Annotated in this window: 11 protein-coding genes; 3 read left to right on the forward strand and 8 right to left on the reverse strand. The window is 38.5% G+C overall.

Features of this window, described 5'->3' with window-relative positions; all coding sequences use genetic code 11:
* Positions 1-53: 53 nt before the first annotated feature.
* The 3 genes from uvrA to uvrB all read right to left on the reverse strand — a co-directional run bounded on the left by uvrA (position 54) and on the right by uvrB (position 5,127).
* Complete coding sequence (uvrA, locus tag H3T55_RS01460; protein ID WP_087639571.1) at positions 54-2,870, reverse strand: excinuclease ABC subunit UvrA; 2,817 nt, start codon at positions 2,868-2,870, stop codon at positions 54-56.
* Positions 2,857-3,039, reverse strand: a complete 183-nt coding sequence (locus H3T55_RS01465) for a hypothetical protein (RefSeq protein ID WP_225550070.1) — start codon at positions 3,037-3,039, stop codon at positions 2,857-2,859. Before H3T55_RS01465 ends, uvrA begins: the two co-directional genes overlap by 14 nt.
* A gap of 90 nt (positions 3,040-3,129) precedes the next feature.
* Positions 3,130-5,127, reverse strand: coding sequence for an excinuclease ABC subunit UvrB (gene uvrB, locus H3T55_RS01470; RefSeq protein WP_225533004.1), 1,998 nt, complete (start codon positions 5,125-5,127; stop codon positions 3,130-3,132).
* 355 nt (positions 5,128-5,482) lie between these two features.
* Here uvrB and H3T55_RS01475 point away from each other — a divergent pair, with 355 nt between their 5' ends.
* From H3T55_RS01475 to H3T55_RS01485, 3 genes are all read left to right on the forward strand, one after another.
* On the forward strand, positions 5,483-7,642 hold the full coding sequence (locus H3T55_RS01475) for an amino acid ABC transporter substrate-binding protein/permease (RefSeq protein WP_225533003.1): 2,160 nt from the start codon (positions 5,483-5,485) through the stop codon (positions 7,640-7,642).
* A gap of 1 nt (position 7,643) precedes the next feature.
* Complete coding sequence (locus tag H3T55_RS01480) at positions 7,644-8,381, forward strand: amino acid ABC transporter ATP-binding protein (RefSeq protein ID WP_087639568.1); 738 nt, start codon at positions 7,644-7,646, stop codon at positions 8,379-8,381.
* A gap of 131 nt (positions 8,382-8,512) precedes the next feature.
* The gene (locus tag H3T55_RS01485; protein ID WP_225533002.1) at positions 8,513-9,616 is read left to right on the forward strand and encodes an SLC13 family permease; all 1,104 of its coding nucleotides are present in this window, start codon (positions 8,513-8,515) and stop codon (positions 9,614-9,616) included.
* 44 nt (positions 9,617-9,660) lie between these two features.
* Here the strand turns inward: H3T55_RS01485 and H3T55_RS01490 are convergent, their stop codons facing one another.
* The 5 genes from H3T55_RS01490 to H3T55_RS01510 all read right to left on the reverse strand — a co-directional run bounded on the left by H3T55_RS01490 (position 9,661) and on the right by H3T55_RS01510 (position 14,834).
* Complete coding sequence (locus tag H3T55_RS01490) at positions 9,661-10,602, reverse strand: rhodanese-related sulfurtransferase (RefSeq protein ID WP_225533001.1); 942 nt, start codon at positions 10,600-10,602, stop codon at positions 9,661-9,663.
* A 182-nt stretch (positions 10,603-10,784) separates the two neighbouring features.
* Complete coding sequence (locus H3T55_RS01495; protein WP_087639565.1) at positions 10,785-11,156, reverse strand: VOC family protein; 372 nt, start codon at positions 11,154-11,156, stop codon at positions 10,785-10,787.
* 173 nt (positions 11,157-11,329) lie between these two features.
* Entirely contained in the window at positions 11,330-12,721 is a 1,392-nt protein-coding gene (locus H3T55_RS01500) for an L-cystine transporter (RefSeq protein WP_087639562.1), read from the reverse strand.
* 257 nt (positions 12,722-12,978) lie between these two features.
* Positions 12,979-13,368, reverse strand: a complete 390-nt coding sequence (locus tag H3T55_RS01505) for a DUF1149 family protein (protein ID WP_087639561.1) — start codon at positions 13,366-13,368, stop codon at positions 12,979-12,981.
* Between the two features lie 122 nt (positions 13,369-13,490).
* The gene (locus H3T55_RS01510) at positions 13,491-14,834 is read right to left on the reverse strand and encodes a PFL family protein (RefSeq protein WP_225533000.1); all 1,344 of its coding nucleotides are present in this window, start codon (positions 14,832-14,834) and stop codon (positions 13,491-13,493) included.
* Positions 14,835-14,838 lie beyond the last annotated feature (4 nt).

Raw genomic sequence — 14,838 nt, forward strand, 5'->3', positions numbered from 1 at the left:
TCACACATTCTTTAAGTTTTGTAAAATCACGTCCTAAATGGAGTAGACCAATATCATAGAACCCGTTTCAAATATTTACCAGTATAGCTAGTTTTGACTTTTGCAATATCTTCCGGCGTTCCAGTGGCAACGATCGTTCCTCCACCATCTCCGCCTTCTGGACCAAGATCGATCACATGATCCGCTGACTTGATGACATCTAGATTATGCTCGATCACTAAGACAGTATTTCCCGCCTCAACTAATCGTTCCAATACAAGCAGCAAACGAGCAATATCATCCGTATGCAGACCAGTGGTTGGTTCATCCAAGATATAGAAGTTTTTACCATTGGAATTTTTGTGCAGTTCACTAGCCAGCTTCATCCGTTGTGCTTCCCCACCTGATAATGTCGTTGCGGGCTGTCCTAACGTCACATAACCTAATCCTACATCAACGATTGTTTTTAATTTACGATGGATCTTAGGAATATGTTGGAAAAAGTCTACAGCATCTTCCACTGTCAAATCAAGAATATCAGCAATCGTTTTGCCTTTATAATGGACTTCTAACGTTTCAGAGTTATAGCGTTTGCCATGACAAACTTCACAAGGAACATATACATCAGGTAAAAAGTGCATTTCGATCTTGATGATTCCATCTCCGCGACAAGCTTCACAGCGACCACCTTTTACGTTAAAGCTAAAACGGCCCTTTTTATAGCCACGCACTTTTGCTTCATTCGTTTTTGCAAATAAATCACGGATGTCATCGAAAACACTTGTATAGGTTGCAGGATTACTACGCGGTGTTCGACCGATCGGACTTTGGTCGATATCAATGATTTTTTCGATTTCTTTATAGCCCGTGATACTCTTATGCTTCCCAGGTTTATTAGAATTACGGTTGAGTTTTTGTGCCAAGGCCTTTTTTAAGATCTGATTAACTAGTGTACTTTTCCCCGAGCCAGAAACACCAGTCACTGCAACAAATTCACCTAAAGGAAATTCAACGGTTACATTCTTCAGATTATTCTCTGCTGCACCAGTAACCTTGATTTTTTTGCCATTCCCTTTTCGACGCTCTTTTGGTACTGGAATGACTTTTTTGCCGGATAGATACTGACCTGTCAACGATTTTGGATTTTCTGCTACCTCATCAGGGGTTCCGGCTGCAACGATTTCTCCACCAAGGTGGCCTGCGCCCGGACCTACATCAATCAAATAATCAGAAGCCCGCATCGTATCCTCATCATGTTCTACGACAATCAGTGTATTTCCTAAATCCCGCATCTTTTTGAGTGACTCGATCAAACGGTCATTATCTCGCTGATGGAGACCGATTGATGGTTCATCCAATATATATAAAACGCCAGATAAATTGGAACCGATCTGTGTAGCTAAACGAATCCGCTGTGCTTCTCCGCCGGACAAGGTTCCCGCAGCTCGACTAAGAGTCAAATAATCTAAACCAACATTTTGCAGAAAATTCAACCGATCTTTTACTTCCTTTAAAATCGGTTTGGCAATCATTTGCTCTTGTTCAGATAAAGTGACTGTTTCAAAAAAGTTTACTGCTTTTTTGATTGCTAATTCACTGATTTGTCCAATATTTGTATTATCGATTTTTACAGAAAGAGCTTGTGGGTTTAAGCGATAACCTTTACACGTCGTACAAGTCAATTCAGTCATGTATAAACGCATTTGATCACGCGTGAAATCACTATTCGTTTCATGATAACGGCGCTTGATATTCGTTAAGACACCTTCAAAAGGTACTTCAACATCACGAACACCGCCAAAATCATTTTCATAATGGAAATGAAAAACTTCTCCATTAGACCCATTCAAAATAATATCCTGATGCTCTTCTGGTAATTCACTGAATGGTGTATCCATATCGATATTAAAACTTTCAGCTGCTTGCTCCAGCATTTGCGGATAATATTGCGAGCTGATCGGATTCCAAGGAACAATCGCTCCTTCACGTAAGGTTTTAGTCCCATCAGGGATCACTAAGTCCTTATCTACTTCCAATTTATTTCCCAACCCATCACAATCAGGGCAGGCGCCAAATGGAGCATTGAAAGAAAACAATCTCGGCTCAAGCTCGCCAACAGTAAACCCACAATAAGGACATGCATAGTGTTCGCTAAACAGCATTTCTTCACCGTCGATCACATCCACTAATGCATAACCGTCAGCTAAACGTAATGCCGCTTCAAATGAATCAAATAAGCGTGAACGAATGCCGTCTTTCACTACGATTCGGTCGATCACTATAGAAATATCATGCTTCTTATTTTTCTCAAGTTCAGGAGCTTCGCTAACATCATACGTTTCTCCATCTACTCGCATCCGAACATAGCCTTCACGCTGGATCATTTCGAAAATTTTCTTATGTTGCCCTTTTTTCTTCACGATCACAGGTGCCAAAATTTGGATCTTTGTTTTTTCCGGCAATTCTAAGACTTTATCCACCATTTGTTCAACTGATTGACTGGTGATCTCAATATTGTCATTCGGACATATTGGATGTCCAACACGAGCAAACAATAATCTTAAATAATCATTGATCTCCGTCACCGTACCAACCGTTGAGCGCGGATTTTTACTAGTAGTTTTTTGATCGATGGAAATTGCTGGGCTTAATCCATCAATACTATCGACATCTGGTTTATCCATTTGACCTAAAAATTGTCTAGCATAGGCAGAAAGACTTTCCACATATCGGCGTTGACCTTCTGCATACAAGGTATCGAAAGCGAGTGAACTTTTCCCAGAACCTGATAAACCTGTCACTACAACCATCTTATCTCGCGGAATTGTAACATCTATATCTTTTAAATTATGTGCGCGTGCACCATGAATAACGATTTTATCGTTTGCCATTACTTCTCTCCTTTTCACTTTTTAGTCCGATGTCCATTTCTTCTACACGAATAATTCGTAAGAGTAATGGCTCTCCTTTATGTTTATTGGTCTGGTGATCATTACTTTGAAACACAGCGTTACTGTCATTTTTGTACTGATACTTGCTCGTCTGCAAAAAAAGTATCATTGAACAGTGTGTGTCGGTTTTTAGAACAATCGATTCCTATGATTTTCTATTTCCTTCGGCCGAGTTTTCTTATGTTTCAAAGAAATCAGTTTAATCTGCTGCTTTTAGCTCTAAGATCGTATCTCTCAGCGTAGCGGCTGTTTCAAAGTCCAGCGCTTTTGCAGCATCTTTCATTTCTTTTTCCAGTTTCATCAATAAATCTGCTTTTTCCTGACGAGTCATTTCATGGTAAGACTTATCGATCTTGAATGGTTCATTCTTTTCATTGTTCGCCTTAGAAATCGAAATCAATTCCCGAATCTCTTTGATGATCGTTTTCGGCACGATCCCGTGTTCTTCATTATATTTCTCTTGAATCGAACGGCGACGAGCTGTTTCATCCATCGCTTTTTGCATCGAATCAGTTATTTTATCCGCGTACATGATCACTCGACCATCTGAATTCCGCGCCGCTCTTCCGATCGTCTGAACAAGAGAACGCTCACTTCTCAAGAAGCCTTCTTTATCAGCATCTAAAATAGCGATCAATGATACTTCCGGTACATCAAGTCCTTCTCTTAGTAAGTTGATCCCGACTAACACATCGAATTCTCCTAAACGTAGATCTCGAATGATCTCCGTTCGTTCCAATGTTTTGATATCACTATGCAGATACTTGACCTTGATCCCTAATTCTTTGAAGTAATCTGTTAGATCCTCTGACATTTTTTTCGTGAGTGTAGTAACGAAAACCCGTTGGTTCTTCGCTACACGTTCATTGATTTCACCAACCAGATCATCGATTTGTCCCATGATCGGACGAACTTCGATCAATGGATCTAGTAAGCCAGTTGGACGAATGATCTGCTGGATCACAGTATCCGTCTGTTCATGTTCATATGGCCCTGGAGTTGCTGAAACATACACGATTTGATGAACATGCTCTTCAAATTCTTCCAACCTAAGCGGGCGATTATCCAATGCACTTGGTAAACGGAAACCATAGTCGACCAGCATTTGTTTTCTTGCTCGGTCTCCATTGTACATCCCTCTGATTTGAGGCATCGTCACATGTGATTCATCAATCACTAACAGAAAGTCATCTGGGAAGAAATCCAGTAATGTATATGGCGGCTCCCCTTCTGAACGACCATCCATGTGACGGGAGTAATTCTCGATGCCGGATGTGTAGCCCATTTCACGCATCATTTCAATGTCATAATTCGTTCGTTGTTCCAAGCGTTGTGCTTCCAATAATTTATTTTCACTACGTAATACTTTTAATCGCTCATCTAATTCTGCTTGAATCTGAGAAATAGCATGCTCCATATGATCTTCATTCGTCACAAAGTGAGTTGCTGGGAAAATTGCTACATGCTCTGTCTCTGCAATTATTTCTCCCGTCAACGCATCCACTTCTCTGATTCGTTCGATCTCATCACCAAAAAATTCGACTCTTAACGCATGCTCATCTCTAGATGCCGGAAAAATTTCAACCACATCTCCCCGAACTCTAAAACGGCCCCGCTGAAAGTCAATATCATTACGCTCAAATTGAATATTGACCAAGTTCGTCAACAATTGATTACGATCCATCTCCATACCTACACGAATCGATACAACCTGTTCGCTATATTCTTTAGGGTCTCCTAAACCAAAGATACAAGAAACCGAAGCAACAACGATCACATCATTTCTTTCTAATAATGAGCTTGTTGCTGAGTGACGTAATTTATCGATTTCATCATTGATACTGGCATCTTTTTCTATATATGTATCGCTGGAAGGAACATAAGCCTCTGGCTGGTAATAATCATAATAACTAACAAAATACTCGACCGCGTTATTCGGGAAGAATTCTTTGAATTCACCATAAAGCTGTCCAGCTAATGTCTTATTATGCGCGATGACCAGAGTTGGCTTATTGACCTCTGTGATTACATTAGAAATGGTAAATGTCTTACCTGTTCCTGTCGCTCCAAGTAGAATCTGAGCTTTCTCGCCGCCTTCGATCCCTTCTGTCAATCGCTTGATTGCCTCCGGCTGATCACCATCCGGCTGATACTTTGAGACTAAGTCAAATGTATTGGAGGTTTCTCTTTCTATCATTCAACATCCTCCTCTGAATAATTTACTGGCTGCTTCCATTCAATCATTAGCCAATGACAATAGATACAAAGTTTCTAAAATCACTACTATTAAATTGAAGGGAAACCTCTGAAAATATTTTACCATACCGAACATATTTTCGCCACCTTTAGAATATATTGCGTATACGCATTTTTTTAAGCTTTCAACTTTATTTTCAGTTTTTAGCTTCAATATTTTTCACTTTATAATGTAATATTATATAACATCAAATGTTAGAAAACGACATTTTTTTACGTTTAACTTGTTTAATGACTTGTGTTTTACCCATTTTTTACTATATAATTATTCAATATGTAAATATAGGAGGTATTTTATGAAAAAGAAACATTTTTTGCTTTCATTTATGCTAATGATGGCAAGTCTACTGACATTTACACTTGGACAGTCGGCTCAGGCTGAGGAAAAAACATATAATATAGGAACAGATTTAACTTTTGCGCCTTTTGAATTTCAAGATTCCAAAGGAGAATACATCGGTATCGATGTCGATCTGCTTAAAGCCATTGCAGATGATCAAGGCTTTAAGGTCAATCTAAAACCGCTTGGCTTTGATAGTGCTATTCAGGCAGTTCAATCAAAACAAGTTGATGGAATGATCGCCGGTATGAGTATCACAGACGAGCGAAAGAAATCTTTTGATTTCTCAGAACCTTATTTTGATAGCGGATTGCAAATGGCAGTCAAAAAAGGCAATGATAAGATCAAAGCTTATGATGATTTAAAAGGAAAAACCGTTGCTGCTAAAGTGGGAACAGAAAGTGCTACTTTCCTTGAAAAAAATCAAGATAAATATGGCTATACAATCAAAAACTTTGACGATGCTACTGGACTTTACCAAGCACTCGAAAATGGTGAAGCAGACGCAATTTTTGATGACTACCCTGTGTTAGGCTATGCAATCACGAATGGGCAGAAATTACAGTTAGTCGGTAAAAAAGAAACAGGAAGTTCTTACGGGTTTGCGGTAAAAAAAGGACAAAATAAAGAATTACTTGAAAAATTCAATGCTGGTTTGAAAGATTTGAAAGACTCAGGTAAATATGATGAAATCATTGCCAATTACATTTCTACTGGAAATGAATCCGAGGAACAAGCAGATACACAAATGAAAAAGATCCAACCAAAAAAAGATACGTATGTCATTGCCAGTGATTCAACATTCGCACCTTTTGAATTCCAAAATTCTGATGGTGAGTATGAAGGAATCGACGTTGATCTAGTCACACGAATCGCTGAACTCCAAGGATTCAATATTGAATTTAAGTTTATTGGTTTTAGTTCAGCTGTTCAGGCGGTTGAATCTGGACAGGCAGATGGGATGATCGCTGGAATGACGATCACTGACGAACGTGAAAAATCATTCGACTTTTCGACTCCTTATTTCAATAGCGGGATCCAAATCGCTGTCAAAAAAGGCAACGACAAAATTACTTCTTATGAAGATTTAAAAGGGAAAAAAGTCGGTGCAAAAATTGGGACAGAAAGTGCCGATTTTCTTGAAGCAAATAAAAGCAAATATGGTTACTCCATCAAATATTTAGATACAACTGATGCCTTATACAGTGCCCTTGAAATCGGTGAAATCGAAGCAATGATGGATGATTATCCTGTTATCGGTTATGGCGTTGCTCAAAAACAGCCTTTAGTAACACCGATTCCTCGTGAAGAAGGTGGAAAATACGGTTTTGCCGTTAAAAAAGGCAAAAATCCTGAATTGATCCAAATGTTCAACGAAGGGCTTGCCGAATTAAAACGAACAGGTGAATACGATAAAATCGTTGGCAAATATATCAAAGATGCTTCTACGGAAAACAAAGTAGATGAATCAACCTTTGTCGGTATGATCCAAAATAACTGGAAACGCCTATTAAGTGGATTATGGATGACGATTCAATTAACCTTGATTTCATTCATTCTTGCATTGATCGTTGGTGTGATCTTCGGATTATTCAGCGCCTCTCCTTCTAAAGCGTTACGCGTGATAGCCACTGTTTATGTCGACATCATCCGTGGAATTCCGTTGATGGTACTTGCTTTCTTCATTTATTTTGGCTTACCTGGAATTCTAGGATTCAATATTCCAGTATTCCTTGCTGGGATCATTACCTTAACGCTAAACGCCAGTGCCTATATCTCTGAAATCGTACGCGGCGGGATCAATGCGGTTCCTACAGGACAAATGGAAGCTTCGCGCAGTTTAGGACTTTCATATAACCGGACAATGCAAAAGATCATTTTGCCGCAAGCAATCAGAATCATGATCCCATCATTCGTCAACCAATTCGTTATTTCATTGAAAGATACAACGATCCTTTCAGCGATCGGGTTGATCGAATTATTACAAACAGGAAAAATCATCGTTGCCAGAAACTTACAAAGTACACTTGTTTATTTTGTAATTGCGATGATGTATCTAGTCTTGATCACAGCGTTGACAAAACTAGCAAAAGTCTTGGAAAAGAAGGTGAAATAATATGGCTGAAAAAATTCTAGTCGAGCATTTAGTAAAAAAATATGGTGATAACACTGTTTTAAATGATATTAATGTTTCTATCCAAGAAGGCGATGTTGTTTGCGTGATCGGTCCTTCCGGTTCTGGTAAAAGTACTTTCCTTCGTTGTTTGAATCAACTGGAAGAAGCAACAAGCGGCGATATTATTATTGACGGAGCAAACTTAACAGATAAAAATACCAACATCAATAAAATACGTCAGCATATTGGTATGGTGTTTCAACACTTCAATTTATTTCCACATTTATCGATCATGGAAAATATCACATTAGCTCCTACTGATCTAGGTCGTCTTTCTAAACAAGAGGCGGAAGAAAAAGCCATCCAGCTTTTAGAAACTGTGGGTCTTGCTGATAAAAAAGATAGCTATCCAGAATCATTATCAGGTGGTCAAAAACAACGTGTTGCAATCGCTAGAGCCTTAGCGATGAACCCGGATATCATGCTATTCGATGAACCAACCTCAGCCCTTGATCCGGAAATGGTCGGCGATGTATTAAACGTTATGAAAAAACTTGCAAAACAAGGAATGACGATGGTGATCGTTACTCATGAAATGGGCTTCGCTAAAGAAGTAGCAAATCGTGTGATGTTTATCGATGGCGGAAATTTCCTAGAAGACGGGAGCCCGCAGCAGATCTTTGAGAATCCTCAAAATGAACGGACGAAAGATTTCTTGGATAAAGTTCTAAATATTTAAGACTAACTGAAAAGACATGATTTGAATGATTCAAATCATGTCTTTTTTAGTTTAGATATTCTTTTCTTGATAAATCTACTATTCTAACGTAAATTAAAAAAGAAGTTATTTTTGAAAGAAGGCTGCCGTCCATGAAACGCATTTTCTCTTTTTTTATGCATGATCTACTATTTTCTATCTCTTTTCTAATAGCACTTATTAGCTGCTTTTTCGGTACATTTTCAATTGAGTCGATCGACTTTAAAGTCATCGTTTGCCTGTTTGGTCTAATGCTGCTTGTCGCTAATATTGAAAAGCTAGGTGTTTTGACCTATCTCGCTGAAAAACTGATCGATATATCGACTACTACTCGTGCTCTCATTAGAAATATCACACTCCTGGCTTTTTTTAGCTCTATGTTATTGACAAATGATGTCGCTATTTTAAGTCTGATGCCGATCTACTTGACGATCACGAAAAAAGTTTCGGATATGAGCCATAAAATGACTGGTGCTGTTCTACTAATCATCGCAGCCAATTTAGGCAGTAGTTTCTTCCCTTTCGGCAACCCGCAAAATTTGTTTTTATTTTCCTATTACTCATTGACTGTTGGTACATTCTTCAGTTGGGCTTCCCTCTTGCTGCTTGTATCGTTCAGCTTCTTATTTCTGTCCTTTTTTTGGATCAAAAAGACCCCTATTCCAAATCAAAAAGAGCCGCTGCCCTCGATCGATCAACGCAAAACCAGTTATTTAAGCTTGATCGGATTAGTGATTTTGGTTGGCGTCTTCGACCTGTTTCCTTATTATATCGTCATTCCTATTGCTGTTTTGCTTCTTTCGATGTATGATTTCAGCAGTTTAAAGCAAGTTGATTATCGGTTGTTGGCTACGTTTATCTTTTTCTTCATTGCTGTCGGTAATTTTTCTCAATTGGAAACTATTTCTCTATTGATCAAAAAACAGTTCACAACAAGCTCAGCTACGTTTTTTGGCAGTATCGCAGCTAGTCAGGTTATCAGTAATGTTCCGGCTGCCATTCTTCTCGCTCCATTCACTACTCAAACCCAAGCCCTGTTCTTTGGAGTCAATATTGGCGGCTTAGGAACAATCATCGCCTCTTTAGCTAATCTGATTGGGTTTAAAATTTATAAGCAATATTATCCAAATCAAGGAAAGCGATTTTTACTAACGTTTAGTCTGATCAATCTGATTTTTCTACTTGGATTTATTGTCGTCTTTTATTTTACTCTATAAAAAAACAACAAAATGATCGTCATTTTGTTGTTTTTTTTCAATTTCTAATTAGCAATTGCTTCCAAACGTGCTGTTACTTCTTGTTCTGTCAAATGATTCTTCGCTACATAGCGATTAGCTGGATGATGACGGCATTCATCTGAACAGCTGCCAAGATATTTAGCTTCATTTTCTTCTGAAGCTAAAATTTGTTTATTACAGAACGGGTTAGCACAGTTGATATAACGTTCGCAAGGTGTTCCATCAAACCAGTCTTTACCGATGATTTTTTTATCGACATGATTGATTTCCACACTGATACGTTCATCGAAAACGTACATTTTTCCATCCCATAATTCACCTTGTACTTCAGGATCTTTTCCATATACAGCAATCCCGCCATGAAGTTGTGAAACATCTTCAAATCCTTCTTTTAGCATCCAGCCAGAAAACTTCTCACAGCGGATTCCGCCAGTGCAATAGGTTACGATTTTTTTATCCATAAATTGCTCTTTATTTTCTCTGATCCATTGAGGTAGCTCTCTGAAATTACGGATATCAGGGCGAACTGCGCCTCTAAAATGTCCCAGATCATATTCATAGTCATTCCTAGCATCGATCACAACAGTATTTTCATCAAGCAAGGCTTCTTTAAATTCCTTAGGCTCTAAATATTTACCTGTTAATTCTAACGGGTTCACATCCTCTTCTAAATTTAAAGAAACAAGCTCTTTCCTTGGACGAACAAACATTTTATGAAATGCCATCTCTTGTGCTTCATCGATTTTGAAGTAAGTATCTTTGAATCTTTCATCCGCAAGCATTGCTTCCATATAAGCATCTGTGTCAGCGATCGTTCCAGAAAGTGTACCGTTGATTCCTTCTGATGCAACTAAGATTCTTCCTTTTAAATTTAGTGAATTACAAAATGCTAGATGTTCTTTCGCAAATTGTTCTGGATTTTCTAGTGGTGTATATTTATAGTAAAGTAATACACGATAGTCCATTCTTATCTTTCCCCTTTTTGTACAAACTGTTTACAAGACAGTCCTTAATTTATCTTCATACCTATTAAGTATATAAAAAAAGAAAGCGAAAAATCGAGATATTTGCTTGTGTATTAATGTACAATATAAAAGCTTTGAAACATAGCTTCTTCAAGCATATTTCAAAGCTTCTATACTTACCATTATTGTCCAGAAACGGCAAAATAATTTTCGTCATTATCCGCAAAATTAAACACAAGTCCTGTCGGCAATTGAACCATCTCGCCTACTCGAACACCTGCATCTTTCATTTTTTTATACAAATTCACAATATCATCAGAGAAAAACATCAATGATGGCGTGTTGCCTGCAACTTCTGGCGAATGTTTTTGAATAAATTCCAAATCATACAAGACTATACTAGTATCTGCATCTTCACCTGGTGACACTTCCACAACCAAAGTTCCATCAACTGCATCTCTTTCCTTCTCTACAAAACCGATTTTTTGCCAAAATCGGCTTGATTCCTCGACATTTGTTACATACAACATGATTTTAATTTGATTAGTAAACATTATTGAGCTCCTTTTCTAGATAGCAATTATTCCATTTCTATTATATACTTTTTACTATATCTTATACCAAGGTTTATGAAAATAATTTTGCTTTAAAAAAGGAGATGCAGCTAATAAATAGCCGTATCTCCTTTTCATTTTAACTCTCTTGGGGAAGAGAAGTGGATCACAAATTATGCATTTTCTTCAATGACTAAATTGCTGTCATTTAGGACATCACGATCTAGTTCATTGATTCTAGAACTCGTCACGATTCCTGCGACCATGCTGTCACTCACGTTAACAGCCGTTCTCGCCATATCGATCAACGGTTCTACAGAAATCACTAATCCAACAATCGCAACTGGTAAGTTCATAGCGCCTAGTACGATCAAGGAAGCAAAAGTCGCTCCACCACCGACACCGGCAACACCAAATGAACTGATTGTAACAATTGCAACTAACATCAAAATAAATTCTAAACTAAAGACATTAATCCCAACAGTTGGTGCAACGATCGTTGCCAACATTGCAGGATAAACCCCTGCACAGCCGTTTTGACCAATCGACAAGCCAAAGCTTGCAGCAAAGTTAGCGGTCGCATCATCGACGCCCAATGCCTTTGTTTGTGTTTCAATATTTAAAGGTAATGCTCCCGCACTTGATCTTGATGTGAAAGCAAAGCTCAACACTGGAAATGATTTTTTCAAATAATTTACAGGATTTACTTTTACCGCAATCAAAATCGCTAAGTGAATCAGCATCACAATAATCAACGCAGTATATGAAGCTAAAACAAATTTACCCAAGTTCAATATTGCTTCAAAATCACTTGTCGCTACCACATTTGTCATCAACGCCAACACGCCATACGGTGTCAAACGCAACACAAGTGTCACGATACGCATCGTAATTTTATAAAGACTATCGATCAGATTGGCGAAAAATTCTCCTTCTTTTGGCGCTTTACGCTTTACACCAAGATAGGCTACACCAACGAAAGCCGCAAAAATAACTACGCCAATCGTACTTGTTGGACGAGTGCCAGCAAAATCTGCAAAAACATTTCTAGGAATAAAAGCTAAAATTTGTTGAGGAATCGATAGGTTTTCAACGGTTTCCTGTCGAGTCGCAAGTTCTGCGATCCGTGCCGTTTCTGCCGCTCCTTCAGTAAATTTCGCACCTTGAAGTCCAAACAATAATGTAGTTCCGATTCCGACCAATGCAGCGACGGCAGTCGTACCTAACAATGTTGCCAGCACATTAAAGCTGATTTTTCCTAATTGTTTGGATTCTTTCATTTTCGTAAATGCTCCGACGATCGAAACAAAGACTAAGGGGATTACGAGCATTTGTAAAAATGCTACATATCCATTACCTACAATACCGATCCAGTCCATTGCTTGTGTTGTAACTTTATCTTGAGTACCAAATGCGAATTGAATAATTGCGCCTAAAACAATACCCACGCCTAATGCAGCAAAGACACGTGTTGAAAACTTAAGGTGTTTTTTCTGCATACGATAAAAGACGTATAACACAGCGACAAAAGCCAGGACCACTAAAACAGTGATGAGTGTTGTCATTTTTTTCCCTCCCAATTTTTAAAGCGAAAGCAGCCTTTAAAGCTAACCACCGCAAAATAAATGACAGTCCATCAAAGGAAGTAAAGGTTCCCGGGAATCATTCTTCAATGATCCGCCCTAAAAATTAAAAAGCTTATTTTTAGTGATACGTCTATTTTACCTGATTTTAAATAAGAAAAGATACTTTTTTGTTTCACTGATGATAGTAAAAAAGAGTTTGTGATAGTTTCAGGCTATCGCAAACTCTTTTTTCTATTTTATCCTTCTTGTGATGATTGAAAGTTCAATTGAATTCCTGGCTTATCCAGTGCAATTTCAGTCACTTCATAGGCCATACGTTGAACAATGCTGAATAGAGGACTTACTAATTCATCCACTTCTTCTTGGCTGATGTCTTCTTGTTTTTCAATTTTGTGATTGATGATATGGTTGATTTGACTCACAGATCCTGACAACACATATTCTTCAAATACTAAGCGAAACTCTAAACGAGCCGCGATAATTGAATTTTCTTTAGGATAATTTTCATCTGTTGATTCGATTGGTGAAAAACCAACTCTCAGATCTGTTTCTACCTCACCCATATCTTGTGTACGCATATCGTAATGAAAAGCTTCTACGACTTCTTGCTGACGTTTTATTTCCACGTTTTTGTACTCTCCTTTATCTTCGGTTTGACAGTCACTATTTTACTAAAAAAATAATTGCTCTGCTTAAAATCATTATAACATATTTCTTTTTCTTAAAAATAGCTCAAACCCTTATTCCATTAATTTTTAAAAGAATGGATCGGTGCTGGAATACGTCCACCTCGTAAAATAAAATCGGTAGAAGCGTAGTCATTGACTTTCATCACAGGTGCTCTGCCTAATAATCCGCCAAATTCTACCATATCTCCGACTTGTGTCCCTTTGGCTGGAATGATTCTGACAGCTGTTGTTTTATGATTGATCACACCGATCGCTGCTTCATCGGCAATCATAGCGGCAATTGTTTCAGCAGAAGTTTCTCCAGGAATTGCGATCATATCTAATCCTACCGAACAAATGGCAGTCATTGCCTCTAATTTTTCCAAATTCAAAGCGCCATTATTCACCGCATCGATCATGCCAGCATCTTCAGAGACTGGAATAAATGCGCCGGAAAGTCCACCAACGTGATTACATGCCATTACTCCACCTTTTTTCACCGCATCGTTCAATAGAGCCAATGCAGCAGTTGTCCCATGAGTCCCAACACTTTCCAAGCCCATCTCTTCTAAAATATAGGCAACACTATCTCCGACAGCTGGTGTAGGCGCTAAAGATAAATCAACGATCCCAAACGGAACGTTCAGTCGTTCGGAAGCGATTTTTCCAACTAGCTGACCCATTCGTGTGATTTTAAAGGCTGTTTGTTTTACGACCTCAGCTACAACGTCAAAAGGCTCTCCCTTGACCTTTTCCAGTGCCCGTTTGACAACTCCTGGTCCACTGACACCCACATTGATGACACAATCAGCTTCCCCTACGCCATGGAAGGCACCAGCCATAAATGGATTGTCTTCAACAGCATTTGCGAATACGACTAATTTGGCGCAGCCCATATCGGATCTTTCTGCAGTTTCTTTGATCACATAGCCCATATGACGAACAGCATCCATATTGATACCGGCACGGGTTGAACCGATATTCACAGAAGAACACACAAATTCTGTTTCAGCCAATGCTTGTGGAATCGAATTAATTAGGATATCATCACCATGCTGATACCCCTTTTCAACTAAGGCGCTAAATCCGCCAATAAAGTTGACCCCAACCGCTTGAGCTGCTCTGTCTAATGCTTTCGCATATTTCACATAATCTTTATCTGGACTAGCTGCGGCAATGATCCCAATCGGAGTTACTGAAATCCGTTTGTTGATGATCGGAATCCCGTACTCTGATTCAATTTCCGCTCCAACTTTAACAAGATTTTTCGCTAAGCGAGTGATTTTTTCATATATTTTTTGACAGGCACGATCACTATCACTATCAATACAATCAAGTAATGAAATCCCCATCGTGATCGTTCTGATGTCTAAATTTTCTTCTTCGATCATGCGAATCGTTTCTAAAATTTGGTTTGTTTCCAAAATG

Origin of the sequence: Enterococcus sp. S22(2020) (genome assembly GCF_020295385.1) — a bacterium.
Lineage (GTDB): Bacteria > Bacillota > Bacilli > Lactobacillales > Enterococcaceae > Enterococcus_L > Enterococcus_L dunnyi.